This window comes from Patulibacter brassicae, from assembly GCF_033949425.1.
In the GTDB taxonomy this organism is placed as follows: Bacteria; Actinomycetota; Thermoleophilia; order Solirubrobacterales; family Solirubrobacteraceae; genus Patulibacter; species Patulibacter brassicae.
The window spans coordinates 560,312-587,052 of the sequence record NZ_JAXAVX010000001.1 but is presented as its reverse complement, the minus strand read 5'-3'; the positions used below and the strand labels follow the sequence as shown (position 1 = coordinate 587,052).

Below are 26,741 nucleotides of genomic sequence, written 5' to 3'. Positions count from 1 at the left end.
CTCCCGGCGGGCCGTCGTCGTCGCGCAGCCCCGGGTCCGCCGGTGCCGGTCCCCTACGCTGGCGCGGATGCGCTCGATCGTCGAGGCCTACCTCTCCGACGTCCACGCCGCCCTGCGCGACGAGCGCGGGGGCGCGGTCGCCGACTACATCCCGGAGCTCGCGGCCGTCCCCGACGACGACTTCGCCATCGCGCTCTGCACGACCGACGGCGCGCTCTACGCGGTCGGCGACGCGGACGTCCCGTTCACGATCCAGTCGATCTCCAAGCCGTTCACCTACGCGCTCGCGCTCGCCGACCACGGGGTCGCGGCGGTCGACGCGAAGGTCGGCGTCGAGCCGTCCGGCGACGCGTTCAACGAGATCAGCCTCGAGCCCGACACCGGTCGCCCGCGCAACCCGATGATCAACGCGGGAGCGATCACGACCGCCTCGCTCGTGGCCGGAGGCGACGACGAGGAGCGCTTCGCGCGGGTCCGCGCGCTCTACTCGGCCTGCGCGGGGCGGACGCTCGAGCTCGACGAGGCGGTCTTCGGCTCCGAGCTGGAGAGCGGGCACCGGAACCGCGCGATCGGCTACATGCTGCGAACCGTCGGGATCCTCGAGGACGACCCCGAGCCGATCGTCGCCCGCTACTTCCGCCAGTGCGCGCTGCGCCTGGACGTCCGCGACCTCGCGCGGATGGCGGCGACGCTCGCCGCGGCCGGGATCTCGCCGACCACCGGCGAGCGGGTGCTGCCGGAGGCCGTCGTCGAGCGGACGCTCGGCGTCATGACGACCTGCGGCATGTACGACGCGGCCGGCGACTGGGTGACCGCCGTCGGCCTGCCGGCGAAGAGCGGCGTCGGCGGCGGCATCCTCGCGGTGCTGCCGGGGCAGCTCGGGATCGCGATCTTCTCCCCGCGGCTCGACGCGCACGGCAACAGCGTCCGCGGCGTCGCCGCCTGCCAGCGGCTGGCGCGCGAGATGGAGCTGCACATGCTCCACGTCGGCCGTCCGAGCCGGTCGGCGATCCGCGCCGCCTTCGACGTCGTCGACCGGCCGTCGCGGCTGCGTCGCAACGCCGCCGAGCGCGACGTCCTGCAGCGGGTCGCCTCCCGCGGGCGCGTCTACGAGCTGCACGGCGACCTCCTCTTCTCCGGCGCCGAGTCGGTCGTCCGGGCGGTGACCGAGGTCGCCGACGAGCTCGACGCGCTCGTCCTGGACGTCCGCCGGGTCGACCAGGTGGCCGACGTCGCGCGCCGGACGCTCGTCGGGCTGCGTGCCGCGCTGGCCGAGGAGGGCATCGCGGTGGCGCTCGTGGATCCCGAGCGCCGGCTGCCCGCCGAGGACGACCTGGCGCCGCCCGGCTGGGACGGGGACGGCATCCCGGACTGGGACGGGCGCTTCACCGCGCGCGAGCCGGCGCTGGAGTGGTGCGAGGACCGGCTGCTGGAGCGCCACGGCACGGCCGCGTGCCTCGTCGAGCGGCTGGCGGTCGAGGACCACCCCCTCGTCGCGCGCCTGCCCGAGGAGTGCCGCGGCGACCTGGTCGGCGCGCTCGCGCGGCGCACGCTGCCCGACGGCGAGGTCCTCGCCCGGCGCGGCGACGACGCCGTCGGCATCGGGCTGCTGCTGCGCGGCCGCATCCGCCTGGCCGTGACCGGCGCCGACGGCGTCCAGCGGCCGCTCTGGGCGCTCGGGCCCGGCGCCGTCCTCGGCGAGGTCTCCCTGCTGGACGGCTCGACGCAGCTCACCGACCTCGTCGCCCGGGGCGAGGTCGAGCTCGCCCTGCTCACGCGGGAGGCCTTCGACGGGCTCGAGGGTCCGACCCGCGAGGCGCTGCTGCGGGCGCTCGTGGCCGACGCGTACGTCGCCGTCCGCCGGACCTCGGGCGCGCTCGCCGAGCGGCTCGGCTGAACGCCGGGCCGGCAGGCCGTGGGCCGGCCGGTGCGCGTCGGGCCGACGGCCGAGGACCCGAACCCGGACCGGACGGTCCTCCGTCGGCGGGCGCGAGCGCGGCGGGCGGGCGGGAGTGGCACGATGCCGACGTGCCGCTGAAGCTCTCCTCGACCGCCGCGCAGATCCCGTACTACCCGACGGCCGGCGGCTACAGCCTGCCCGACGGCGTCGCGCTGCTCGCCTCGAACGAGTGCCCGGATCCCCCGCTGCCGGAGGTCGTCGCCGCCGCGGCGCAGGCCCTGACCGCGACGAACCGCTACCCGGACCCGTCGTACCTGCCGCTGCGCGCCGCGCTGAGCGAGCAGACCGGCGTGCCGGCCGAGCGGATCACCGTCGGCAACGGCTCCTGCGACGTCCTGCTGGCGCTCGGCGAGGCGCTGCTGGAGCCCGGCACCGAGCTCGTCCACGCCTGGCCGTCGTTCTCGGTCTACCCGCACCTCGAGGCGGCCTCCGGCGCGACCGCGGTGCGCGTGGACCTCGACGACGAGCACCGCCACGACCTCGACGCGCTCGCCGCGGCGATCACCGACCGCACGCGCCTGGTCATCGTCTGCAACCCGAACAACCCGACGTCGACCGGCGTCGGCCTCGACGCCCTGCGGGGCTTCCTCGCCGAGGTCCCGGAGGACGTCGTCGTCCTGCTGGACGAGGCGTACGTCGAGTTCGCCGAGCAATACCGGCCGGAGGACTCGATCCCGCTGCTGGACGAGCACCCGCAGGTCGTGATCCTCCGGACCTTCTCGAAGATCTACGGCCTCGCCGGGATGCGGGTCGGCTACGGCCTCTGCTCGTCGGAGGAGCTCGTCGGCGCCGCCGCGCGCGTGCGCCAGCCGTTCACGGTGAACGTCGCCGCGGCGGCCGCCGCGACCGAGGCCCTGCGTCACCCCGGCGAGATCGGGGCGCGGATCCGCCAGGCCCGCGAGTCGCGGGAGTACGTCGCCTCCGGCCTGCGCGACCTCGGCATCGTCCCGGCGGCCTCCGAGGCGAACTTCGCCTGGTTCGACCTGCCGGCGCGCGAGGATCGCACGCCGGAGGAGCTCGAGCAGCACGTGCTCGGCGCGCTGCGCGAGCACGACGTGCTCGTCCGCTCCGGCGGAGCGCTCGGCCGCTCCGGCGCGCTGCGGGTGACCTACGGCACGCCGGACGAGAACGAGCGCTTCCTCGCCGCGCTGCGCTCCGCGCTGGCCTGACCCACGGCCGCCGTCGGGAGCGTCGTCCGGGCCCCGGCCCCCGGGGCCGCCACGACGCACCCGCGCGCGTCGCCCCGGCGCGGGCGCGATGCACCCGTCCGGAGCCGTCACGGGTGCCGGCGCGACCGCCGCGGATCAGCGGCGCCGATCACAACCCCTTCGCATCCGGTGCGCCGGTGCGGCCTACCGTCGGTCCATGGCCTGGGGAGCCGGGATCTTCGACGACGACCTCGCCGCCGACGTGCGCAGCGACTGGGAGGACGCGCTGGCCCGGGGCGACGGCCCCGCCCGCGCGACCTCGAGGCTCATCGACGACTACGCCGACGAGGTCGCCGGCGACGTGGCGCTCGCCGCGTCGTTCTGGATCGCGCTCGCCGCGGTCCAGCTCGACGACGACGCGCTGGAGGCGGACGTCCGCGACCGGGCGATCCACGCGATCGAGACCGGCGCCGAGCTCTCCCGTTGGGAGCCCGACCCGCTGGCGCTCGCCGATCCGAACGGCGAGGCGCTCGACGAGCTCGCCGAGCGGCGCCGGGTCACCGCGCGGCTGCGCGGCGCGCTGCAGCGCGCGATCGCCGTCGACGCGGCCTGACTCGCTTCCGGCGGCGTCGAGGTCGAGGGAGCTACGCCGCGTCCGGCTGCGGCATCGTGTTGTCCGATACGCGGCGGAGCGTGTCGAGCAGCGCATCGACCTCCGGGTCCGCGAACAGCCATTCGGGACCGTTGGGCGCGACGCCGGTGAACGGCGGCCCGTACAACGCGGCGGCCGTCATCGTTCCGTTGACGGTCAGGTGCGCGACGACGTGGTCGAGGAAGTCGTGCTGCGCGGCGGTGAGCGTGCGGCCGACCACGAACGTGCTGAGCGCCTCGGTCGCAGCGGCGCGATCGAGGCCGACGAGGCTACGCACGAACCCGCCCAGACCGAGGTGGCCGTTCCCGGCGGCGGCGATCTGCTCCGGCGCACCGCCGGCCTCCTGCAGCACGCGTTCCAGCTCGTCGAGATCGACCGGGGTCAGCGGGCGGTTGCGGTGGAGCTTCGCCACCGCGACGTGGTCCAGGTGGGTGCGCAGGTAGACGCGAGCCTTCTCGCGGAACCGCTCGAAGTCGGTCGCCGGCGCCCCGATCCCTGGCACCTCGACGTCGGTGATCGCGCCGAGCTCGTCGGCGAAGTCGGTGTAGACGATCCTCCGGGTGCCCTTCTCGAGCAGGTGGACAATGCCACGCACGCGACGGCGGGCACGCTCCAGCATCGGCAGGGTCACGTCGACCCACCACTCGTCGCCCGCGAGTTCCTCGAGCAGGTGCTGCCGTTCACGGATCGCCGGGATCGCGAGCTGCCGCAGGAGCCCTTCGGCGATGTCCTGCACCGTCCGGCGGGCACGATCGGTGTCGACCTCGGGCCGCAAGCGACCGAGTTGCAGACGGAGGATCAACAGGTCCAGGCGCCGCGCACCCTCGCCGTCATCGGCGACGCTGGTCGGCAACTCGGACAACGACGCGACGAGCTCGCGTCCCTGCTCGGGGTCGAGGCTGCCCGTCCAGGCGTCGGCGGCCGCGTAGCGCTCGACGAGCCGTCGGTGGGGTCGCACCTGGACGGTATCGACGTCCATTCCGGCGATCTGCTCACGAAGCAGCGCGACGGTGTCACGCCGCAGCCCAGCCGTCGACGTGGTGCCGTCGTCGTCGCGGTCTCGATCGAGCGCCAGGGCGAGCTCGACGCGCAGCTCGAACACGCGCGCCCGCAGCGATGGCGCCACCGGTCCGGCGTCCGGGGGCAGGTCCTGGCTGAAGTACTCGACGTTGCGGCAGACGTCGACGACGAGGAAGTCCTGCTTGTCGTCGCCGGCTCCGTACAGATCGGGTCGCAGCCGCGTCCCCCGGCCGAGCATCTGCCAGAACTTCGTTTTGGACCGGACCTCCTTGAAGAACACGAGGTTGACGACGTCGGGCACGTCGATGCCGGTGTCGAGCATGTCGACGCTGACGGCGATCTGCGGGTCGGCATCGGTGACCGAGAATGCGTCGATAAGGCTTTGGGCGTACTCGGTGCGGTAGGTGATGACGCGGGCGAACGCGCCCTTGTAGGCGGGCCAGTTGACGTCGAACCGCTCGGCGATGAAGCGTGCGTGCGCCTCGTTGGTCGCGAAGACGATGGTCTTGCCGAGCCGGTCGCCGCCGGCGACCTTGCGCCCGCGCTCCATGAGCACCTGGAGGACCTTGTCGACCGTGTCGGCGTTGAAGAGCCACCGGTTGACGGCCTGGGGTGGAACGGTGTCGGGGGCTCCGCCGTCGCCCCAGTCTTCCTCCTCCCAGGCCTCCTGTTCCTCCGCGGTGAGCTGGTCGTAGCGCACGCCCGAGCGCGGGAACTTCAGCGGCACGTCGATCGCTCGGGCGGGCACCAGGAATCCTTCGCGGACCGCGTCGTCCAAGCCGTAGGCGTCGGTCGGCACCCCGGGCTCCAGGTCGAAGAGCCCGTAGGTGTCGCGGTCGACCTCGTCGCGCGGCGTGGCGGTCAGCCCGACCAGCAGCGCGTCGAAGTACGTGAAGATCGAGCGGTACTTGCGGTAGACGGAGCGGTGGGCCTCGTCGATGACGACCAGATCGAAGTGGCCCGGTCCGAAGCGCCGGTGTCCGTCGGCGTCCGCGTCGTCCAACAGCCCGAGCATCGTGGGGTACGTCGAGACGTACACGCGGCCCTCGGCGTGCTTCTCGGTGACGAGGTTCACCGTCGGGACGCTCGGCAGGTGGGTCTTGAACGCCCCGACCGCCTGGTTGACCAGCGCGATCCGGTCGGCGAGGAACAGGGCGCGCTTCACCCAGCCGGCGTCCATCAGGAGCTTCGTGAGGGCGATGACCGTCCTCGTCTTGCCGGCGCCGGTGGCCATGACGACGAGCGCTTTGCGGCGGCCGTCCTGCTCGAAGGACTCGGTGATCCGCCGGATCGCGCGCTGCTGGTAGTGGCGTTCGACGATCGTGGTGTCGATCGCCGCATCGGCCAGCGGCAGCGCGGAGGAGCCGCGCTGCTGCAGGTGCTCCAGTTCGCCGCGGGTGTAGAAGCCTTCCACGCGCCGCGGCGGGTGGCGGGCGTCGTCCCACAGCCAGGTCTCGTAGCCGTTGGAGTAGAAGATGACCGGGCGACGGCCGAACCGCTGCTCCAGGGCGTCGGCGTAGAGCCTTGCCTGCTGCTGCCCCTCCTGCGGGTTGCGTCGGGTGCGCTTGGCCTCCACGAGCGCGAGCGGCAGGCCGTCGTCGCCCCACAGGACGTAGTCGACGAAGCCGCGGCCCTGTCCGTTGGGCATGCCGTCGACCGGGAACTCGACGTCGCGCGGGTCGGCGAGCGCCCAGCCGGCCTCGCGCAGCAGCAGATCGATGTAGTGGTCGCGGGTCTGCTGCTCGTCGTAGTCGTGCGTGTCGGGCGCCGCGGCGGCGAGGCGCTTGGCGTCCGCGACCTCGGCACGCAGGCGCTCGAGCTCCTGTTGCAGCGCGCCGTTCTCGGACCGGGTGCGTTCCAGCTCGGCGTCGCGGCGAGCCTGCTCGCCTAGGCGACGCTGCAGCTCCTCGCGCGAGGCTTGCCGCTGCTCGGCGGTCGGCGGGCGCGGAACCGCCGCCGGATCGAACCGGTGGCCGTCGGGAGGGCGGTGCGCGGGATCGCGCGCGTACGTCCGGGCGAGCCAGTGCAGGACGTGGAAGAGCTCGCGGACGGCGGCGAGTGCGCTGTCGGCGGCGACCGCGCGCCGATCGTGGACGGCGCTGTTGCCCTGCTTGCGCAGCAGGTCCATCTTCACCCGGACGCGCTCGTCGACCGCGTTCTGGAACGTCGGCTCGAAGAGCATCGCCGCCAGGTCACGCTTGTACGGGCGCTGCAACGATCGGTCGGCGTCGTAGAGCCACTGGACCGTCAGCTCGATCGCGCGACGGGCATAGAAGCACGCGGCGCGCGGGTCGATCGCGGCGTTGCGCTCGGCTTTCGCCGCCTCCAGGGTCAGCTCCGGCCAGCCGTCCTTCAAGAACGCGAAGTTCGACGGTGGTCGACGCACCGGGGTGTTCATGCCACCTCCCAGGGGTTCAGCAACCGCGCGCCGGTGCCTTCGACGTCGCGCACGTTGCGGGTGACGAACGTCAGGTCGTGGACGATCGCGGTGGCGGCCAGCAGCGCGTCGGCTCCCGGGGTGGGTCGAGCGGCTTCGATCCGCCCCCAACGGTCGGCGACGGCGAGATCGACGGGAACGATCCGCCCGGCGAAGGCGGTGAGCAGGCCGGTGAGCCACGTCTCGAGGGACTGCGCTTGGGCCGGGTCCCGGCGCGTGACGCGCTCGATGCCCTTGCGGATCTCGCCGACGACGATGACGCTCAGGAAGAGCCGTGGGGCTGGCGCGGAGGCTGCCCAGGCACGAACGCGGTCATCGGGCCGCGGCCGGCGCAGCTCGGAGAGGACGTTCGTGTCGAGCAGCCAGCCGTTCACGGTTCCAGGAGCGGGCCGCGGTCGTGCCAGTCCGTGCGGGCCGCGTCGATCGCGTCCGCCAGCTCGTCGGACTTCGGTCCCTCGTCCAACAGCCACCGGTGCAGGTCGGGTTCCTCGGGCGTCCCCTGCGCGGCGCGCCACTCCGCGATCGGCACCACGGCGACGACCTCCTCGCCGTTGCGCGTCACGACCTGCGGCCCCTCGTCCAGGGTCCGGCGGACCACCTCGCTGAACTGCTGCTTGGCCTCTTGGAGCTGCCAGGTCGACATGCTCACCTCCGTTGCTGTCCAGTCTGGACAGTACCTCGGCCGCAGAGGCTCGTGGGGTTGTTCGGCGGTGAGGCTAGAGCTCGCCCGCGAAGGCGCGCTGCTGAAGCGAGGCGAAGAGGGCGTCGAGCTGGGCGAGGTGTTCGCGGGCGTCGCGGAGGCGGCGGCCAGCGGCTTCCGACGCCTCGTCGAATCGCTTCTGAACTTCCAAAGGCGGAACACCGATTGAAACCGTCAGCAAGCGGGTTTTCGAGATGTTCGGCATCGATCCAGCGCTGCCCCCGGCAAGTCGCCGAATCTGATGACGAACCTCGGGCTGGGCGAGCGCTGCCTGCAAGTAGCGCGCGGTAACCGGCGCATCGGTACGTGGGACCAGACGGAAGATCAGGTCCGGCAGCAGCAGCCTTGGCGGGGTTGATGAGACGAACACCGAAGTGCCGACGAGCTCGAGTGTGTTCTTGCGGGCGAGCAGAATGTCTCCGGCCGCCACCACGAGGTCATGGTCGGGTACCTCGGCTGAGAGCATCGCCTTGTTCTCGCTTGGACGGTATTCGCTCGACGAGACAGCGCCAAGCTTGAGGACACCCCACTCGCCCGACTCCGCCGGTCGCGTCTCGCACACCGGACTGCGGCCCGATTCGATGCGATCCAGCAGGTCGCCCAGTTGAGCCTGAGTCGGAGGGCTGGTCGGCACGATCGCCTCCCCGAGCTGCCCGAGAGCGTTGATGGACCGCCGGCGCCGGACGCGAAGATCATCGGCGGCGTCGAGAATCCGGGCTATCCGGCGCTGCTCGTCGAGCGGCGGGAGCGGGAGCTCGACCTCGTCGAGGTCGGCGGTACGGAGATTGTTGATGCTGGCGCCTGCCGCGGCGGCCGAAACCCGGTGGCGATACGCGGGTGTCTGGAAATAGTGGGCGAAGTAGGACGGGTCGATCCGATCCTGTCGCGGGCGGAGCACTTTGAGGAACGCGCCGAACGCCGCGTCGATGGGTGCCTCGACCCGGCTAGCCTTCCCGACGACGCTCAGCGACCCACTGGAAGTGGCGATCACGATGTCGCCGGGACGGAGCCGTTGGCGCTCGGCGACCCTCGTCGACGGGACGTAGACCAGATCCCGCAGAGCCAGTCCCCGATCGGTGATGTTCCCGGCGCGGAGGATGGCGGTGCGACCAGGTTCAGGCTCCGAGATCGCGTCTGCCTTGGCGAACGTCACGCCGCGGATCTGCTCGGCGACATCCCCCACCTTTGCCCTCACCCCACCAGCCCCTTCAACTCCTCCAGCCCCGCGCGGATCTCGTCTTCGAGCTGCTCGAGCTCGGCGATGATCTCGGCCGGCGGACGGTGCTCGACCTCCTCGATCTCGAGCTCCTTGTAGCGGTTCAGCGACAGGTCGTAGTCCTCGGCGACGATGTCGGCCTTCGGCACGCAGAAGCTCTGCGCGGTCCGCTCGCGCTCGCGCTCCTCGCCGGTGCGTCGCGCCCAACGGGCCAGGACGTCAGGCAGGTTGTTCTTCGCGTGCTCCTCGTCGCTGAGCGCCTCGGTTGGGCGGGGGCCGAGCTGGGATTCGGCGAGCAGCGCGGTGCGCTTGTCGTCCAGCGACCAGCCGTCGGCGGTGACGTCGTAGAACCAGACGTCGTCGGTGCCGCCGCTCTCGGTCTTGGTGAAGAACACGATCGCGGTCGACACGCCGGCGTAAGGCTTGAAGACGCCCGAGGGCAGCTTCACGATCGCGTCGAGCTTCTGGTCCTCGACGAGGATCCGACGCAGCTCCTTGTGGGCCTTGGTCGAGCCGAACAGCACGCCGTCGGGGACGATCACCGCCGCGCGGCCGCCGGGCTTCAGCAGCCGCAGGAAGAGCGCCAGGAACAGCAGCTCGGTCTTCTTCGTCTTGACCACGCGCTGCAGGTTCTGCGCAGTCTCCTCATAGTTCAGGCTGCCGGCGAACGGCGGGTTGGCGAGGATCAGCGAATAGCGCTCCTCCTCTCCGGCGGAACCCTCCGACAGCGAGTCGCGGTAGCGGATGTCCGGCGACTCGATGCCGTGCAGCAGCATGTTCATCGACCCGATCCGCAGCATGGTGCTGTCGAAGTCGAAGCCATGGAACATGCTGTGATGGAAGTGCTCGCGCGTCGCCTCGACGTGCTCCACGTCACCGTGCGCGCGCCGAACCTCCTCGGCAGCGGCGACGAGGAACCCGGCCGTCCCGCAGGCCGGATCGCAGACATCGTCGCTCGGGGTCGGCGCGGTCATCGCCACCATCAGCTCGATGATGTGGCGCGGGGTGCGGAACTGGCCGTTCTGCCCGGCCGAGGCGATCTTGCCGAGCATGTACTCGTACAGGTCGCCCTTCGTGTCACGGCCCTCCATCGGAAGGTCGTCGAGCAGGTCGACGACCTTCGCCAGCAGCGCGGGGCTCTGGATCGCGAACTGCGCGTCGCGCATGTGGTGCGAGTACGTGGACTCCTGGCCGCCCAGCTGCCGCAGCCACGGGAAGACCCGCTCGCCGACGATCTGGAACATCTGCTCCGGCGAACGCTCGCGGAACCGGCGCCACCGCAGGTCGTCGTACGGCCGCCCGAGCTCGTCGTCGCCCGCGGGGAAGATCGGGTCGGCGATCGGCTCGCCGAGCCGGTTGGCGCGGTTCTCGTTGAGCGTGTGCAGATCGTCGAGCCGGCGGATGAACAGCAGGTACGTCAGCTGCTCGATCACCTGCAGCGGGTTCGCGATCCCGCCCGACCAGAACGCGTCCCAGATCCGGTCGACCTTGGCCTTCAGCTCGCCCGTGATCATCCGCCGGAACCTATCGTCCGAGCCCGGTTCGTTCGACGTGGGCCATCGACGACCCGGCGGACTCCGCGACGACGAGGATCGTGCCCAGCGCCGGGTCGGCCGCGCCGTGCAGTCGTACGCCGGCGTCGCGGAGCGTCTCGAGGTGCTCGACCGCGGCGGCGGTCACGCGCTCGCCCGGCAGCACCGCCGGGATCCCGGGCGGATAGCCGGAGATCGCCTCGGCGGCGACGCGCCCGACCGCGTCGCCCGGCGCGACCCGCTCCTGGTCGGCGAGGTGGGCCTGGCGCGGCGTGAGGACCGTCTCGCCCGGCTCGGCCGGCGACGCGGTCGTCGGCGGTCGGGTCGCCCCGGCGGCGCGGGACGCGCGCAGCGCGCGCTTCAGGGCGGACGGGAACTCGCGCAGCAGCGACCCGGGCGCCTGGACGCCGATGACGAGCACGACGGTCGAGTGCGTGGCGAGCTCGACGACGGTGTCGAGCTCGTCGCGCAGGCGCCGCTGGACCTCGAGCCCCGTCAGCCCGGTCTCGCGGACGTCGATCACGACGCGCAGCGGGTCGTGGGCGACGACCCCCGGGAAGGGCGCGGAGGGATGCGCCGGGCCGAGGACGCGGCAGCCCGGGATCGCCCCGACCTCGTTGTGGAGCGCGCGGACCCGCGCGATCGTGACGTCGAGCAGGCCGGCCCCGTGGGCGGCGAGCTGGCGCCGCGCGCCGTCCAGCGAGGCCATGAGCAGCGAGCTCGGGCTCGTCGAGCGGAGCATCCGCAGGGCACGCGCGACGTCGTCCTGCACGCGGGCGAGGCGATCGGGCCCGAGGCCGGCGGGGCGGGGGCCCACCGTGCCGTCGCCGACGTGGAGGATCGCGCTCTGCGTGAGGCTGCCGCCGTGCTTGTGCGTCGAGGTCAGCACGACGTCGGCGCCCTGTCGCAGCGCGCTGCCGGGGAGGTCCTCGTGGAAGCCGAAGTGCGGGCCCCAGGCGCAGTCGACGACGAGCAGCATCCCGGCCTCGTGGGCGACGCGGGCGCACCCGGCGACGTCGCCGACCATCCCGAAGTACGTCGGGGACACGAGCGTCACGGCGTCGGCGTCCGGATGCCGGGCGATCGCGTCGCGCAGCTGCTGGGGCGAGACGACGGTCGCCATGCCGAGGTCGTGGTCGTAGCCCGGCGCGACGAACCGCGCGGTGCCGCCGCTGAGCACGAGCCCGTCGACGACCGACCCGTGGCTGTTGCGCTGGACGAGGATCTCGCGACCCTCGGGCGCGAGCGCGAGCATCGTCGCGTGGTTGCCCTGCGTGGCGCCGTTCGTGAGGAACCAGCTGCGTCCCGCGCCGTACGCGTCGGCGGCGAGGAGCTCGGCCTGCGCGATCGGCGTGGGCGGCGCGGGCAGGCCGGGCCAGCCGATCGGGCTGGCGTCGATCCCGGGCATGTCCTGCGGGACGTCGAGCGCGAACGCCGAGCGGCCGATCTCGCCGAGGAGCCCCGGGTCGGCGCCCGGCCCCCCGGTGTGGCCGGGGACGAAGTACCGCCGGGGGCCGCGGCGGGCGAACGCGGCGACGGCCTCGAGGTACGGCGCGCGCAGCTGCGCGGCGGGATCGAGCGGGGTGCGGGGGACGTCGGGCTCGGTCATGGGGGAGGACGGCCGTGGGCGCCGTCCTCCCAACCTACGCCGTCGCCGGGCGCCGGCCCGCGGGACGGTCAGTCGTCGTCGCCGGAGCTCCCGGTCACGACGCCGTAGCTCGACGAGAGGCGCACGGTCCGCTCCCGGGAGCCCGGCGTGAGGACCTCCACCTCGTAGCGGGCGCGCCCCTCGTCCTCGCGCTCGATGTCGGTCACGATCCCCCGGACGTGGCGCGTGGCCGCGGCCGCCGCGCGGCCCGCGGTCGCGTAGGTCAGGCCGTCGGCGTCGTCCTCGCGCGCGACGCGGATGACGCGGTAGCGCCGGTCGAGGTCGACCTCGCGGACCGCTCCGCCGCGGGTGATGACCTGCACGTCGAAGCGCGTGCGGCCGTCGTCGTCGCGGTCGATCTGCACGGCGCGGCCCGGGACGCGCTTCAGGGCCACCGCGCGCGCCTTGCGGGCCTGGGCGTAGGTCAGGCCGTCGTCGCCGGCGATCGGCCGCAGGTCGGCGGCGGCGTCGCGGACGTCGCCGGCGGCGACGTCCGGTGCATCGGGGCGATCGTCGTCGGCGACGCTCGTGGCGGCGACGACGCCGCCGGCAGCGGCCAGGACGGCGGCGACGCCGACGGGGACGAGCAGGCGCGGACGGGGCATCGGGGGCTCCTCGATCGGGTCGGGACGCCGGAACGGCGTCGTGGAGCCAGCCTACGGCCCCTCCCTCAAGCGAACGTGAACGCGCCACCCGAGCGCGTTGGCGCCCACGCGCGGCGGCCGCTCCGCGGGGGCCTGCTACCGTCGGTGGCCGATGGCGACGACCGCCCTCAGCGCTTCCGCAGCACCCGCCGCGCTGGCCCCGGTCGTCGACGCGTTCCCGCGGGGCGGCGCCTATGCGCGCGCCTGGCGCTCCTGGCGATTTCGCTAGGCGCTCGGTCGTCACGCCCCGACCCGCCGCTCGTCGGCACCGTCCCGGGGCGTGAGCTCCTCGTTCCCGGGAGGACGCGGTCGAGCGCCGGTACGCACCCCCTCCGCCGACGGTGATCCGCCGGTGGCGCGCCGCTCGGGCCGGCGCGCGATCCCGACCCATCGCGGCCGCCGCCGGCGGCCGCCAGCAGCGCCGGCGCCCGCCGGCCCGAGGAGCACCCGTGAGCACCACCATCCCGACCCCGCCCGCCTCCGCGGGCCCCACCGCGCCGGACGAGGCGACGCTCGAGATCGCCGGCCGACGGATCGGCGGCGGCGCGTTCGCCACGATCGCCGGCCCGTGCACCGTCGAGACGCGCGAGCAGACGCTGGAGGCCGCCCGCGGCCTGGCCGCCGCCGGCGTCCAGCTCTTCCGTGGCGGGGCGTACAAGCCGCGCAGCTCGCCCTACAGCTTCCAGGGGCTCGGGCGCGACGGCCTCGCGATCCTCGCGGAGGCGAAGGCGGAGACGGGCCTGCCGATCGTCACGGAGCTCACCGACGTGCGCGACGTCGAGGCCGTCACCGCGGTGGCCGACGTCGTGCAGGTCGGCGCGCGCAACATGCAGAACTACCCCCTCCTGACGGAGATCGGCCGCAGCGGCACGCCGGTGCTCGTCAAGCGCGGGCTCGCGGCCACGATCGACGAGCTGCTCCTCGCCGCCGAGTACGTGCTCGCGGAGGGCAACCGCGACGTCCTGCTCTGCGAGCGCGGCATCCGCACGTACGAGACGGCGACGCGCTTCACGCTCGACATCGCCGCGATCCCGGTGCTGAAGCAGCGCACGTCGCTGCCGGTGGTCGTCGATCCGTCGCACGCGGCGGGCCGACGCGACCTCGTGCTGCCCCTGTCGCTCGCCGCGGCGGCCGCCGGCGCGGACGGGATCATCGTGGAGGCGCACCCGCGACCGGAGGAGGCGCTCTGCGACGGCCCCCAGCAGCTGCCGGTCGACACGTTCGCCGCGTACCTGCGACAGGTCGAGGCCGCCGCGGCGCTCGCGGGCCGCGCACCGGCGCCGGTCGTCGCGCCGGCCGCCGGCAGCCCCGCCGCGTGACGGCGCGCACGGCGCGGCCGGGCGGGGCCCGCCCGGCCGGGCGCTCCGTCAGACTGGGCCACCACGTGAGCACCGTCCGCTTCGAGCCGTCCGGTCCGCTGAAGGGCCGCCTGACGCCGCCCTCCGACAAGTCGATCAGCCACCGCGCCGCGCTCGTCGCGGCGATGGCGACGGAGCCGGTCACGATCACCGGGTACCTGCCGGCGGCCGACACGCTGTCGACCCTCGACGCGATCCGCACGATCGGGGCGCTCGTCCAGCGCGACGGCGACCGCGTCACCGTCCGCGGCTGCGGGTTGCGGGCGGCCGATGCGCACGGCGAGACGATCGACGTCGGCAACGCCGGCACGCTCATGCGCCTGCTCGCCGGCTGGCTGGCGGGGCAGGAGGGGCGCTCGTTCACGTTCGACGGCGACGCCTCGATCCGCAAGCGGCCGGTCGACCGCGTCGCCGTGCCGCTGCGCGAGATGGGCGCGCGGATCGACGCGACCGACGGGCGGCTGCCGCCGTTCACCGTCCACGGCCAGCGGCTGCAGGGCATCCGGTACGAGCTGCCGGTCGCCTCGGCGCAGGTGAAGAGCTGCGTCCTGCTCGCCGGGCTGCTCGCGGACGGCGAGACGACGGTCGTCGAGCCCGTCGCCAGCCGCGACCACACCGAGCGGCTCCTCTCGCAGCTCGGCGTCCCGCTCTGGCGCGCGGGCGACGCGATCACCGTCGGCCACGTCGACGAGCTGACCGTCGAGGACATCGCGGTCCCCGTCGACATCTCGTCGGCGGCGTTCCCGATCGCCGCGGGCGTGCTCGTCCGCGGTTCCCGGCTGCTCGTCGAGCAGGTCGGCGTGAACTGGACGCGCTCCGGCTTCCTCGACGTCCTGGACCGGATGGGCGCGATCGTCGTGGGGGAGCGCGAGCAGCGCCGCGACGGCGAGGTGCCGCGCGGCGAGCCGGTCGCGGACCTCGACGTCGCCCACGGCCCGCTGAAGGGCACCGTCGTCGAGGGCGACGAGGTGCCGCTGCTCATCGACGAGCTGCCGCTCGTCGCGCTCCTCGGGGCCTTCGCCGACGGCGAGACGGTCGTGCGGGGGGCCGAGGAGCTCAAGCACAAGGAGTCCGACCGGATCGCGACCGTCGTCGACGGGCTGCGCGGCCTCGGGGCGGAGATCGAGGCGACCGACGACGGCTTCGTCGTCCAGGGCACCGGCGGCCTGCGCGGCGGCACCCTGCACTCCCACGGCGACCACCGGCTGGCCATGCTCGGGGCCGTGGCGGGGCTCGCGTCCCGCGAGGGCGTGGAGGTCGTGGGGATGGAGGCCGCCGAGGTCTCCTATCCGGGCTTCGGCGACGACCTCGCGCGCCTCCAGCGACGCTGACCGGCCGGGACCCGAGCGGCGGAGCCGCCGCTCCACCGGCCGCCGGGTGCCGTCCCTGGACGTTCGTCGTAGCCCCGGGGTGGGGCGGGGGCCGTCGCGTCATCGTGACGCGCGGCGAGGCACCGGCCGCGATCGCCTCCTCCTCCGACCGCCCTCCCGATGGCCCCGAACGACGCTCCCCGCCGAACGCCCGTCCAGCGCCTGCAGGCGCTGGCGGTCCCGCGCGCTGGGCAGCTCTGGCCGGTGCGGGGCGGCGACGGGCGGCGGGAGCCGGTCGACGTCTCGCGAGCGTCCGCGTCGGTCCCCCGGCCGAGTGCCGGCGATGGCCTGGCCGCCCTCCTCGACCGGGTGCGCGTCGCGCTCGAGGACGGCGACCGCGACGGGGCGGTCGCGCTGCTCGCCGAGGCGTCCGCGCTCGCGACGGCCCGGCCGGTCGCCCCGCCGCGCGAGCCCGACGCCCGCGAGGGCACGCCGCCGTCGCGCGCCGAGCGCCGCGTCCTCGTGCTGCTCGCCGAGGACCTCACGCTCTCCGAGATCGCCGAGCGGCTCGTGCTCTCCCGCAACACCGTGAAGAGCCACGTCCGGCTGCTCTACCGGCGTCTCGGCGCCGGCACGCGTGCGGAGGCCGTCGCGCGGGCGCGCCAGCGCGGCCTGCTCTGACCCGCGCGGTCCCGGTCGGCGCGCTAGGACGCCCGGGCGGCCGCCCCCGTCGCCGGGACGTCGAGCGGGTGCGCGAGCTCGTCCTGGCGCAGGCGCAGACCGAAGAGGACCGCCAGCCCGACGGTCGCGCACGCCACCCCGGACGCGACGAACACGGCGGTCACCCCGACGAGCTCCGCCGCCGGGCCCGCGAGGGCCATCGACACGGGCAGGAGCCCGAGCGAGACGAACCAGTCGAGGCTCGCGACGCGGCCCTGCAGCTCGGCCGGCACCCGGCGCTGCATCAGCGTCCCCCAGATGACCTGGCCGACCTGGTCGCAGACGCCGACGAGCGCGGAGACGACGACCATCGCCCACAGCACCTCGAGGTAGCCGAACGCCGCCACCGGGGCGCTGCCGACGCCCCAGGCGAGGAGCATGACGGTCAGGTAGCGACGTGGCAGCCGGCGACTGGCGATGAGCAGCGCCCCGGCGGCGCCGCCGATCCCGTAGACGGCGAGCACGAGCACGAGCCCGTAGGCGTCGGCGCCCCCGCCGGTCTGGTCGCGGACGGCGAACGGCAGCAGCACCTCGATCGGGCCGAGCAGGAAGAGGATCGCGATGCAGGCGAAGAGCAGCGTCGCCCAGAGCCACCGCTGGCCGCGGACGTACCGCCAGCCCTCGCGCATCTCCTCCAGGGCCGCGCCGAGCCCGCCCGTCCCGGCTGCGACGGCGGCGCCCTCGATCGTCGGCGGCAGGTCCGCGGGAGCGGGCTCCTCCGCGCGCGCCGGGAGCGGCACCGGGCGCATCCGCCACAGGCAGAGGACGGAGATCGCGTACGAGGCGCCGTTGGCGAGCATCGCGTCGCCCGGCGACGCGGCGGCGACGATCAGGCCGCCGAGACCGGGCCCGAGCGCCTGCAGCGCGAGGGGACGGATGACGCCCTCGAGCCCGTTGGCCGCCAGGAGCTCGTCCTCGGGCAGCAGCTGCGGCACGAGCGCCGTGAACGCCGGCACGAAGAACGCCTCGGCCGACCCGACGAGGAACGCCCCGATCGCCAGCTGCCAGAGCTCGAGCGCCCCGCCGAGCGCGAGCAGCCCGACGACGACCGTCACCACGAGCCGCACGAGATCCGCGGCGAGCATCACCCGCCGGCGCGACACGCGGTCCGCCACGACGCCCCCGACGAGGATGCAGCCGATGAGCCCGACGCTGAACGCGGTGGTCACGAGCGAGAGCTGCAGCGGCCCGCCGTCCAGCTCGATCACCTGCCACGCGAGCGCCACGAGCCACAGCCCGTCGCCCACGAGCGACACCGCCAGCCCCGCCCAGAGCAGCCGGAACTCCCGGTGCCGGAGGGGACGGAGCGCGCGCATCCTCGGAGGGTCCCACGGACGCGCGTCCGGGCCCGCGCCGCGGGTCCGGACGGCCGGCCGCCTCCCGGGTTCGAGCCCCGGCCGCGTCGCGGACCGGCACCGTCGGCGCGGGGGCGTTGCCCTATCCTCGCCCCGATGCTCGTCGCGATCGACGGCCCGGTGGGGGCCGGCAAGTCCACCGTCGCGCGGGCCGTCGCCCAGCGCCTCGGGTTCACGTACCTCGACACGGGCGCGATGTACCGGTGCGTCGCGCTCGCCGCGATCGACGACGAGTCCGCCGACCGGGTCCGCCCCGTCGCGGAGCTCCAGATCGACTTCGCCGGCGACGCCGTGATGCTCGACCACGCCGACGTCACCGCGGCGATCCGCACCCCCGAGGTGAGCCAGCGGGCGTCCCAGGTCGCCACGGACGTCGCGGTGCGCGAGGCGCTCGTCGAGCGGCAGCGCAAGCTCACCGCCCGCGGCGACTGGGTCGCCGAGGGCCGGGACATCGGCACCGTCGTGCGGCCCGACGCCGAGCTGAAGGTGTTCCTCACCGCCAGCGACGAGGAGCGGGCCGCCCGCCGCGCGGCCCAGACCGGACGGCCGGTGGCCGAGGAGCTCGCCGACCTGCGCGAGCGCGACGAGCGCGACCGCACCCGCGAGGCGTCGCCGCTGCGTCGCGCCGACGACGCGGTCGAGGTCGACACCACCGGCCTGCCGTTCGACGCGGTGGTCGAGCGCATCGCCGCCCTCGTCGAGGAGGCGCGCGCATGAGGCAGGTCGCGATCGTCGGCTATCCGAACGTCGGCAAGTCGAGCCTCGTCAACCGGCTCAGCGGGCGCCGCGAGGCGGTCGTCCACGAGCGGGCGGGCGTCACCCGCGATCGCAAGCACGTCGAGGCCGAGTGGAACGGGCGGACCTTCGAGCTCGTCGACACCGGGGGCGTCGACGCCCTGGACCCGGACCCGATGGCGAGCGAGATCCTCGGACAGGTGAAGGCGGCGCTGCGCACCGCCGACGTCGCCGTCCTCGTCATCGACGCGAAGGCCGGCGTCCGCCCCGGCGACGAGGAGCTCGCCGACCTGCTCCGCCGGTGGGACCGCCCGGTGCTCGTGGCCGGCAACAAGATCGACGCGGGCAAGGACATCCCGCTGACGGCCGAGCTCTGGAGCCTCGGGCTCGGCGAGCCGATCGCGGTCTCGGCGAACCAGGGCCTCGGGACGGGCGATCTGCTCGACGCCGTCGTCGCGGCGCTGCCGGAGGGCGACGGGGACCCGCGGGCCGAGGACGAGCTGCGCCTGGCGATCGTCGGACGGCCGAACGTCGGCAAGTCGACCCTCGTCAACCGCGTCGTCGGCGACCAGCGCGTGATCGTCGCCGACGAGGCCGGCACGACCCGCGACGCGATCGACCTGCCGATCGAGATCGACGGGCGCCCCGTGGTGATCGTCGACACCGCCGGCATGCGGCGTCAGGCGAAGGTCACCGAGTCGGTCGAGTACTACACCGTGCTGCGCTCCCAGCAGGCCGTCGAGCGCGCCGACGTCGCGATCGTCGTCTGCGACGCCGAGGACGGCGTCACGAGCCAGGACTTCCGCGTCGCCGAGCTCGCGATGAAGGCCGGTTGCGCGACCCTGCTGGTCCTGAACAAGTGGGACGAGCACGGGATGAGCGAGGACGACCTCATCCACGAGCGCGCCCGGGTGCAGCAGAAGCTGCGCCTGCGGCCGCGCGTCCTGACCGCGTCGGCGCTCACCGGGCGCAACATCCAGCGCGTCGTCGACGAGGCGCTCGCGCTCGGCGACAAGCGCAAGGGCCGGATCCCGACGAGCCAGCTGAACCGCTTCCTCGCCGAGACCGTCGAGAACAAGCAGCCGCCGGCGGTGCGCGGCAACCGGCTGAAGATGCTCTACATCAGCCAGGTCGGCGAGGAGCCGCCGCGGTTCGCGATCTCCGTCAACGACCGCAACCGCGTCGTGCGCGACTACGCGTACTACGTCGAGAACCGGCTCCGCGCCCGCTTCGGGCTCGACGGCATCCCCGTGATCATCGACTTCAACGAGCGCAGCACGCGCCGCAGCGAGGTCAGCGTCGGCGGCGGCCCTCCGCGCTCCTGAGGTCCCGGAGGCGCGGGGACCGGTGACCAGTCGCCGCCGGGCGTTCGCCCTTCCCCGGCGCCGCTGGCGCGTCCTGGGCCTCGTCGCGGTGGTGGCGGTGGCGCTCGTCCTCGTCCGGGCGGGGGAGGGCGGCGATCCCGGCCCGCCGCCCCAGTCCGCCCTCGCGCTCGTGCCGCGGGACGCGCTCGTCGTCCTGCACGCGTCGACGGATCGGGATCGCCCGCCGGTCGCCGCGGCCCGGCGGCTCGCGGAGCGCTTCGCGGCGTGGCCCGGCCTGCGCGAGCGGATCCGCGAGGGCCTCGTGCCCCGGGGCTGCCCGCCGCTCGAGGGGATCGGCGACGAGGTGGCGCTCGCGCTGGTGCCCGACGGGGCGGGGCGCGCGAGCACGCTCGCGCTCGTCGAGGTCGGCGCGCGGGACGCCGGCCCGCCGCTGCGCCGGTGCGGCGGTCAGCAGGTGCGGCGCCTCGGGCGCTTCCTCGCGATCGGGCGGCCCGGCGTGGTGCGGGCCGCGCGCGCGCTGCACGAGCGGCGCCCGGGGGCGCGCTCGTTCGCCCGCCAGCCGCTCGTCCGGGACCTGACCGAGGGGCTGCCGCGCGACCGCGTGCTCGACGCCTGGGTGACCCGCGACGGTCTGCGGCGCGTCCTCGTCCCGCGGGGCGGGCTGGCCGCCACGGTCGCGGCGCTCGTGGACCGGCCCGGGCTCGCGGGGGCGGCGGTCGCGGTCGCGCCGGGCGACGGCGGCGCCCGGATCGTCGTGCGGACGCGGGGCGCCGCGCCCGGTCGCGCCTCGTTCACGCCCGCGTCCACGACGAGCGCGCCGGCCGGCGCCCTGGCGAGCCTCCGGACCGTCGATCCGCTCGGGGACCTCCGACGGATCCTGGCCGCCGCCGGCGAGCGCGACGCGCAGGCGCTGCTGCGACGGGCCACGACCGCCACCGCCCGGCTCGTCGCCGACGGCTCGAGCCGCCTGCGGCGCGACCTCGTCGACGCGGTCCGCGGGTCCAGCGAGCTCGTGCTGCTGCCGGGCGGCCGCGGGCTCTCGGCGGCGATGGCGGTCGTCGTCCCGGTCACCGACGGCGCGCGAGCGCGGGCGGCGCTGCGCTCGCTGCACGACCGGGTCCCGGCGATCGCCGGCCGACGGCTCCGGCGGACGACGGTCGCGGGCCGCTCCGCGTGGACGCTCGAGTGGCGCGACGGCGTCCGGCTCGGCTACCTCGTCGTCGGCAACCGCGTGATCCTCTTCACGCGGCCCGGCGCGGCCCGCGAGGTGCTGCGTCCCCGCCGTCGCCTGTCGGCGGTGGACGGCTTCGGACGGACCACCGCGACCGGCGGAAAGCCGGTGATGTCGATAGGTTTTCTCGACTTCCAGCGCCTGCTGCGAGTCGTCGGAGCTCCCGGCCTCGCCGACCGTCCCGCGTACGCCGCCGTCGAGGGCGACCTCGCGGCGATCCGCGCGGTCGGTATGGTCTCGCGAGCTTCCGGCGGCGACACGACCGCCTCGATCGACCTCTGGATTCCATGACCCAGTACGCCGCCAACGAGTACCTGTTCACCTCGGAGTCGGTCTCCGAGGGCCACCCGGACAAGGTCGCCGACCAGATCTCGGACGGCGTCCTCGACGCCGTCCTCGCGAGCGACAGCAACGTCGAGAAGGCCCGCGTCGCCTGCGAGGTGCTGGTGAACACCGGCCTCGTCGTCGTCTCCGGCGAGATCCGCACGGACGCCTACATCGACGTCCAGCAGGTCGCGCGCGACGCGATCCGCAAGATCGGCTACACCGACGGCAACCTCGGCTTCTCCGCCGACTCCTGCGCCGTCCTGAACGCCATCGATCCGCAGTCGGCCGACATCGCGCAGGGCGTCGACGACGCCACGGAGCACAAGGGCGGCTCGTCCGACGAGTTCGACCTCGAGGGTGCCGGCGACCAGGGCATCATCTTCGGCTACGCGACGAACGAGACGCCCGAGCTCATGCCGGTCGCGATCCAGAACGCGCACCGCCTCGCCGAGCGCCTCGCGCAGGTCCGCAAGTCGGGCGAGCTGGACTACCTGCGCCCCGACGCGAAGACGCAGGTCTCCGTCCGCTACCGCGACGGCAAGCCGGTCTCGATCGACAAGCTCCTCATCTCGACCCAGCACTCCGAGGACGTGCTGGATCAGGCGAAGATCAAGGCCGACCTCTGGGAGGCCGTCGTCAAGCCGGTCCTGCCGGGCGACCTCTACGACGAGAACGCGCTGCTCGACGAGTTCCTCGTGAACCCGACCGGCCGCTTCGTCATCGGCGGCCCCGTCGGCGACACCGGCCTCACGGGCCGCAAGATCATCGTCGACACCTACGGCGGCGCCGCCCGCCACGGCGGTGGCGCGTTCTCGGGCAAGGACAGCTCGAAGGTCGACCGCTCGGCCGCCTACGCCACCCGCTGGGTCGCGAAGAACGTCGTCGCGGCCGGCCTCGCCGACCGCGCCGAGATCCAGGTCTCGTACGCCATCGGCGTCGCCCAGCCGATCTCGATCCTCGTCGAGACGTTCGGCACGGAGAAGGTCGACCACGCGACGATCGAGAAGGCCGTCCGCGAGGTCTTCGACCTCCGCCCGCTGGCCTACCGTCGTCACCTGAACCTCTTCCGGCCGATCTTCCAGAAGACCGCCGCCTACGGCCACTTCGGTCGCGAGGACGCGGACTTCACCTGGGAGAAGACCGACAAGGTCGACGAGCTGAAGGCCGCCGCGGGTCTCTGATCCGCCACGAGCCCCGGTCGCGCAGCGCGCGGCCGGGTCCGCGCCCCTCGGGGCACGCCACGGGCGCCGGTGACGGCGCCCGTCGTCGTTCCCCCCGGGTGGCAGCGGTGACGGGCGCCGTCGTCGTTCGCCCCTGGGCGGCGCGCCGCGGGTGGGCGCGGATCGGCGCCGGCGCGTCGCACCGACGCGCAACGGCGGTCGTCGGTCGCGCTGGGTCCAGGACCGGCCCGGTCGGCCCGCACCGAGGCACGTGGCGGTGGACGTGCGATTCGTCGAGGTCGTGCCGGCACGTGGACCGAGGGCGACGAATCGCCTGCGGGTCGTGTCGGACGTCGGGCTCGTCGTCCGGGCGCGGCCGAGATCGACGCACCGCATGCGCGAGAGGCGCCGTGCTCGAGCTTCCAGCGCCCGAGGCACCTGTCGCCGCGGTCGCGTCCGCGCATCGGTCGAGTCGACGCAGCGCGCGACGACCCGGTCGCGCACCGGACCGACCGGGCCACGCGGGCGATGCCGGTGCAGACGACGCCGGCCACGCGCACCCCGACGTGTCGTTCCCGGTGACTCGAGTCATATGGCGCCGGTATGTCGTCCTCGGTGACTCGAGTCATATGGCGCCGGTATGTCGTCCTCGGTGACTCGAGTCATGTGGCGCCGGTATGTCGTTCTCGGTGACTCGAGTCACCGAGGCGGGCGGACCCCGGCGGGACGGCGAAGGCGCCGTCCCAGGCGGGTCGACCTCGCGCTCGACGGCGCTCGGGGGAAGGTCGACCGGCGGCGAGCTCCGCCGGCCGGACGCCCGGGGGCCAGGGGCTACTCGCCCTGGGACGAGCGGCGGCGGACCTCGTCGTCCGCCTCCGCCTCGGCGAGCGCCGACTGGCGCCGCTCGGCCTCGAACGCCGCGCGCTGCGCCTGGTCGACGAGGCGGACCAGCCCGTCGGGCTTCGGGACCCCGGTCATCTGGAAGCGCGAGCCGTCGTCGCCGGCCGTGTCGTAATCGACGGTGCCGATCATGAGCAGCCGCTCGATGACGCTCTGGTTCACCGTGACGTTCTGGATCCGGTCCAGGCGGGTCTCCTGCAGCTCCTTCGAGATGAAGCCGTTGCGGACGCGGAGCCGATGGGTGGTGACGACGTACTTCGTCCGGGAGCGCTCGATCCAGAGGTAGCCGGAGACGAGCAGGACGACGGCGATGCCGATGAGGATGCCGATCCAGTCCGGATCGACCGCGAGGAACACGATCGCGCCGACCAGGACGCCCGCGAGAATGCCGCCGAGGTGCTTGTGGAACTGGCTGCGCCAGGACGGCGTCCGGGCGTAGAGGATGCGCTCGTCGGGGTGGAGGTCCATGGTGCCGCGACGATACTCCGCACCCCGGCGCCCGGCACGCCGTGCGTCCCTGCCGGTCGCGGGCCGCGACGCGCGACGACCACCGGGAGACCGTCACGAGCCACGACGCGCCGCGGCCCGTGCCCGGACCAGGGCGCGGCTGTCCGCGGCGACCTCGGCCGTGGCGCTCGCGCCGCTCGCGCGCGCGGGCGTCGACCGTGCCCGCCGCGCGCCGCGCCGCTCGCGCGGGGCGCCGGCCGTGCCCGCTCGGCACGAGGCGGGGCTCGCGCCGGCCGCGCCGGATGCGACGATCCGGCGTCCGTGTCGTCCCCGACCTCACCGCCCGGCGGCGGCCGCGAACCGGCGGTGATCCGCGTGGAGCCGCTCGTCACGGCGCGCGGCGTGCGAGGCCCGTTCGACTACGCGCGGCCCGCGGGCTGCGACGTCGGCGCGGTCGTCGAGGTGCCGTTCGGTCGCCAGCGCCTGCGGGGCGTCGTGACGGCGCTCGCCGAGACGTCCGAGCACGCGCTGAAGGAGCCGCTGTCGATCGACGAGACCTCGCTGCCGCCGTCGCTCGTCGAGCTCGCGCTCTGGATGGCCGGCGACGTCGTCTCGACCCCCGCGCGCTGCCTGGACCTGCTCCTGCCCCCGGCGGACGTCACCGAGCGCACCCGGCTCTGGGCCGCGGTCGTCCCGGGAGCGATCGACGCGGGGACGCGGCTCACCGAGCGCCAGCGGGCGCTCCTGGACCGGTTGCCGGGGTGGACCGGCGACGACCTGCCGGCGCTGCGCCGGCTCGAGGCTCGCGGGATCGTGACGATCGAGCCGCGTGCGCAGGACCGTCGTCCGGACGACCCCGCGGTCGGCGCGCCGGCGCGGCCCGTGGCGCTGAACCCCGATCAGACCGCGGCGGTCGAACGGCTGCGCTCGGCGATCCTCGGCGCGGCGGCCCGCCGGGCCGGAGCGGGGGACGCGCCGGCGAGCGTCGAGGAGCGGCTGCTGCTGCACGGCGTGACCGGGTCGGGCAAGACCGAGGTCTACCTGCAGGCGGCGGCCTGCGCGCTCGAGGCGGGACGCGGCGTCGTGGTCCTCGTCCCCGAGATCGCGCTGACGCCGCAGACCGTCGCCCGGTTCCGCGCGCGGCTCGGCGACGCCGTGGCCGTCCTGCACTCCGGCCTCTCGCGCGGCGAGCGCCGCGACGAGTGGTGGCGCCTGCGGCGCGGCGAGGCGCGGGTCTGCGTCGGGCCGATGTCGGCGGTGCTCGCGCCGCTGGAGGACGTCGGCCTGGTGATCGTCGACGAGGAGCACGATCCGGCGTTCAAGCACGACGGCGACCCGCGCTACGACGCCCGGCGCGTCGCGGCGTGGCGGGCGCGTCGCGACGGTGGCGTCCTCGTGGCCGGCTCGGCCACCCCGCGCCCGGAGTCGTGGCTCGCGCTGCCCCGCATCAGCCTGGCGCGGCGGGCCGACGGGCGACCGCTGCCGCCCGTGGAGCTCGTCGACGTCCGGCGCTGCCGCACCGTCCTCGAGCGCACGGTGCACCAGGCGCTGATCGACGCCCGGAAGGCGATCGTCCTGCTGAACCGGCGGGGGTGGGCGACGTCCCTGCAGTGCGCCGACTGCGGCCACGCGTGGCAGTGCCCGAACTGCGACGTGTCGCTCGTCCTGCACGGCGCCGGCGGACCGAGCGCCGCGGCGGCCGCCGCGCCGACGATGGCGGCGATCGGCTCCGCGGGGTCCGGCGTCCTGCGCTGCCATCACTGCGGCCATCGCGAGCCGCCGCCCGTCCACTGCCCGGCCTGTCGCTCCGTGTCGGTCGGGCGCCATGGCCTCGGGACCGAGCAGCTGGCCGCGGACCTCCCGGGTCACGTCTTCCGGCTCGACGCGGACGTGCGGGATCGCGCCGGGGTGCTCGAGCGCTTCGGCGCGGCGGAGGAGGGCATCCTCGTCGGGACGCAGATGATCGCCAAGGGCCACGACTTCCCGGACGTCGACCTCGGCGTCGTGGTCGACGCGGACGCGACGCTGCGCTTCCCGGACTTCCGCAGCCAGGAGCGGACGTTCCAGCTCGTCGCCCAGCTGGCCGGACGCGCGGGGCGGGGCGGAGCGACCTCCGGGCGGGTGCTCGTCCAGACGCGCAGCCCGGAGGACGCCTCGCTGCGGCTCGCCGCGGCCCACGACGCGGAGACGTTCCTCGCGGGAGAGCTCGATCGCCGGCGCGAGCGCGGGTTCCCGCCGTTCGCGACGCTCGCTCGCATCACGTGCGAGCACGAGGACGAGGCGCGCGCGCAGGCGGCCGGCGAGGTCCTGCGCCAGCGCCTGCCCCGCGAGGCGACGGGGCCGCTGCCGCTCTTCCGTCGGCAGGGCCGGTTCCGGCGGACGCTCGAGCTGCGGGGACCGCATCGCGGTCCCGTGGTCGCCGCGGTCCGCGCCGCGGTCGACAGCATCGCCGGCTCGCGCGGGGCACGGGGCCTCGTGGTGGTCGTCGAGATCGATCCGCGCTGAGCCCGAGCCCACCGGCCGGCAGGGCGCGGACCCCGGGCGGCAGCACAACCGGCGGGCAGGGCACCGATCCCGGGCGGCAGCACACCCGGCGCCGGCGCGAGCGGCGTCGCGCGGCCGATCGCGGGGCGCCGGTCGGCGGGGCGGACGGCGGCTCGCGCGACGGCTCGGAGCACCCGACGCCGCCGCGCGATCCGGACGGTCCCCGCGACGCGCCGGGCGGGCGCCGGCACGAGCACCCGCCCTCCAGCGGCTGCGCCGCGCCCTTCGCGCGGGGCCGCCCGGTCGAAGGGCTGCGGCGAGTATGCCCGTTCGTTGAGCATCGAGCCAGGCGTACCTGGACGTATGGTCCAGCGACGCGTCCCGGGGGGAGAGGACGCGTGATGGCGTCGCGGTGCCGTTCCCGTCCGGCCC

20 protein-coding genes are annotated in these 26,741 nt (G+C 74.6%); 11 read left to right on the top strand and 9 right to left on the bottom strand.

Features of this window, described 5'->3' with window-relative positions; translation table 11 throughout:
• The first annotated feature begins 67 nt into the window (after positions 1–67).
• The 3 genes from glsA (at position 68) to SK069_RS02765 (ending at position 3,721) form a co-directional block, all read left to right on the top strand.
• The gene (glsA, locus tag SK069_RS02775; protein ID WP_319952651.1) at positions 68–1,897 is read left to right on the top strand and encodes a glutaminase A; all 1,830 of its coding nucleotides are present in this window, start codon (positions 68–70) and stop codon (positions 1,895–1,897) included.
• A 131-nt stretch (positions 1,898–2,028) separates the two neighbouring features.
• Positions 2,029–3,129: a histidinol-phosphate transaminase gene (gene hisC / locus SK069_RS02770; RefSeq protein WP_319952650.1), complete on the top strand. Its 1,101-nt coding sequence runs from the start codon at positions 2,029–2,031 to the stop codon at positions 3,127–3,129.
• Between the two features lie 196 nt (positions 3,130–3,325).
• On the top strand, positions 3,326–3,721 hold the full coding sequence (locus tag SK069_RS02765) for a hypothetical protein (RefSeq protein ID WP_319952649.1): 396 nt from the start codon (positions 3,326–3,328) through the stop codon (positions 3,719–3,721).
• Between the two features lie 31 nt (positions 3,722–3,752).
• Here SK069_RS02765 and SK069_RS02760 read toward each other — a convergent pair whose 3' ends face one another.
• The 7 genes from SK069_RS02760 to SK069_RS02730 all read right to left on the bottom strand — a co-directional run bounded on the left by SK069_RS02760 (position 3,753) and on the right by SK069_RS02730 (position 12,918).
• A complete protein-coding gene (locus SK069_RS02760; RefSeq protein ID WP_319952648.1) occupies positions 3,753–7,178 on the bottom strand; it encodes a DEAD/DEAH box helicase family protein in 3,426 nt (1,141 codons plus the stop codon).
• A complete protein-coding gene (locus SK069_RS02755; RefSeq protein ID WP_319952647.1) occupies positions 7,175–7,591 on the bottom strand; it encodes a type II toxin-antitoxin system VapC family toxin in 417 nt (138 codons plus the stop codon). The genes SK069_RS02760 and SK069_RS02755 overlap by 4 nt, the downstream gene beginning before the upstream one ends.
• Entirely contained in the window at positions 7,588–7,860 is a 273-nt protein-coding gene (locus tag SK069_RS02750; RefSeq protein WP_319953092.1) for a type II toxin-antitoxin system Phd/YefM family antitoxin, read from the bottom strand. Before SK069_RS02750 ends, SK069_RS02755 begins: the two co-directional genes overlap by 4 nt.
• 73 nt (positions 7,861–7,933) lie before the next feature.
• A complete protein-coding gene (locus tag SK069_RS02745) occupies positions 7,934–9,100 on the bottom strand; it encodes a restriction endonuclease subunit S (RefSeq protein WP_319953091.1) in 1,167 nt (388 codons plus the stop codon).
• Positions 9,101–9,108: 8 nt separating this feature from the next.
• Complete coding sequence (locus tag SK069_RS02740; RefSeq protein ID WP_319952646.1) at positions 9,109–10,647, bottom strand: type I restriction-modification system subunit M; 1,539 nt, start codon at positions 10,645–10,647, stop codon at positions 9,109–9,111.
• A 10-nt stretch (positions 10,648–10,657) separates the two neighbouring features.
• Positions 10,658–12,274 (bottom strand): aminotransferase class I/II-fold pyridoxal phosphate-dependent enzyme, encoded by a 1,617-nt coding sequence (locus SK069_RS02735; protein WP_319952645.1) that lies wholly within the window; start codon positions 12,272–12,274, stop codon positions 10,658–10,660.
• 68 nt (positions 12,275–12,342) lie between these two features.
• Positions 12,343–12,918, bottom strand: a complete 576-nt coding sequence (locus tag SK069_RS02730; protein WP_319952644.1) for a PepSY domain-containing protein — start codon at positions 12,916–12,918, stop codon at positions 12,343–12,345.
• 488 nt (positions 12,919–13,406) lie between these two features.
• Here SK069_RS02730 and aroF point away from each other — a divergent pair, with 488 nt between their 5' ends.
• The 3 genes from aroF to SK069_RS02715 all read left to right on the top strand — a co-directional run bounded on the left by aroF (position 13,407) and on the right by SK069_RS02715 (position 16,306).
• Complete coding sequence (gene aroF, locus SK069_RS02725; protein ID WP_319952643.1) at positions 13,407–14,276, top strand: 3-deoxy-7-phosphoheptulonate synthase; 870 nt, start codon at positions 13,407–13,409, stop codon at positions 14,274–14,276.
• A 65-nt stretch (positions 14,277–14,341) separates the two neighbouring features.
• Positions 14,342–15,646: a 3-phosphoshikimate 1-carboxyvinyltransferase gene (gene aroA, locus SK069_RS02720; RefSeq protein WP_319952642.1), complete on the top strand. Its 1,305-nt coding sequence runs from the start codon at positions 14,342–14,344 to the stop codon at positions 15,644–15,646.
• Between the two features lie 159 nt (positions 15,647–15,805).
• Positions 15,806–16,306, top strand: coding sequence for a helix-turn-helix transcriptional regulator (locus tag SK069_RS02715; protein ID WP_319952641.1), 501 nt, complete (start codon positions 15,806–15,808; stop codon positions 16,304–16,306).
• Positions 16,307–16,329: 23 nt separating this feature from the next.
• Here the strand turns inward: SK069_RS02715 and SK069_RS02710 are convergent, their stop codons facing one another.
• Positions 16,330–17,661: an MFS transporter gene (locus SK069_RS02710; RefSeq protein ID WP_319952640.1), complete on the bottom strand. Its 1,332-nt coding sequence runs from the start codon at positions 17,659–17,661 to the stop codon at positions 16,330–16,332.
• Between the two features lie 135 nt (positions 17,662–17,796).
• Between SK069_RS02710 and cmk the strand changes: the two genes are divergently transcribed.
• From cmk to metK, 4 genes are read left to right on the top strand one after another with little or no spacing between them, the layout of a single operon-like run.
• Positions 17,797–18,417, top strand: a complete 621-nt coding sequence (cmk, locus tag SK069_RS02705) for a (d)CMP kinase (protein ID WP_319952639.1) — start codon at positions 17,797–17,799, stop codon at positions 18,415–18,417.
• The gene (gene der, locus SK069_RS02700; RefSeq protein WP_319952638.1) at positions 18,414–19,760 is read left to right on the top strand and encodes a ribosome biogenesis GTPase Der; all 1,347 of its coding nucleotides are present in this window, start codon (positions 18,414–18,416) and stop codon (positions 19,758–19,760) included. The genes cmk and der overlap by 4 nt, the downstream gene beginning before the upstream one ends.
• A 22-nt stretch (positions 19,761–19,782) precedes the next feature.
• The gene (locus tag SK069_RS02695) at positions 19,783–21,282 is read left to right on the top strand and encodes a hypothetical protein (protein WP_319952637.1); all 1,500 of its coding nucleotides are present in this window, start codon (positions 19,783–19,785) and stop codon (positions 21,280–21,282) included.
• Positions 21,279–22,499, top strand: a complete 1,221-nt coding sequence (gene metK / locus SK069_RS02690) for a methionine adenosyltransferase (protein WP_319952636.1) — start codon at positions 21,279–21,281, stop codon at positions 22,497–22,499. Before SK069_RS02695 ends, metK begins: the two co-directional genes overlap by 4 nt.
• Before the next feature lie 810 nt (positions 22,500–23,309).
• Here metK and SK069_RS02685 read toward each other — a convergent pair.
• Positions 23,310–23,846, bottom strand: a complete 537-nt coding sequence (locus SK069_RS02685; protein WP_319952635.1) for a PH domain-containing protein — start codon at positions 23,844–23,846, stop codon at positions 23,310–23,312.
• A gap of 300 nt (positions 23,847–24,146) precedes the next feature.
• On the opposite strand from SK069_RS02685, the gene priA reads away from it, so the two are divergent.
• On the top strand, positions 24,147–26,330 hold the full coding sequence (priA, locus tag SK069_RS02680) for a replication restart helicase PriA (RefSeq protein ID WP_319952634.1): 2,184 nt from the start codon (positions 24,147–24,149) through the stop codon (positions 26,328–26,330).
• The last annotated feature ends 411 nt before the right edge of the window (positions 26,331–26,741 follow it).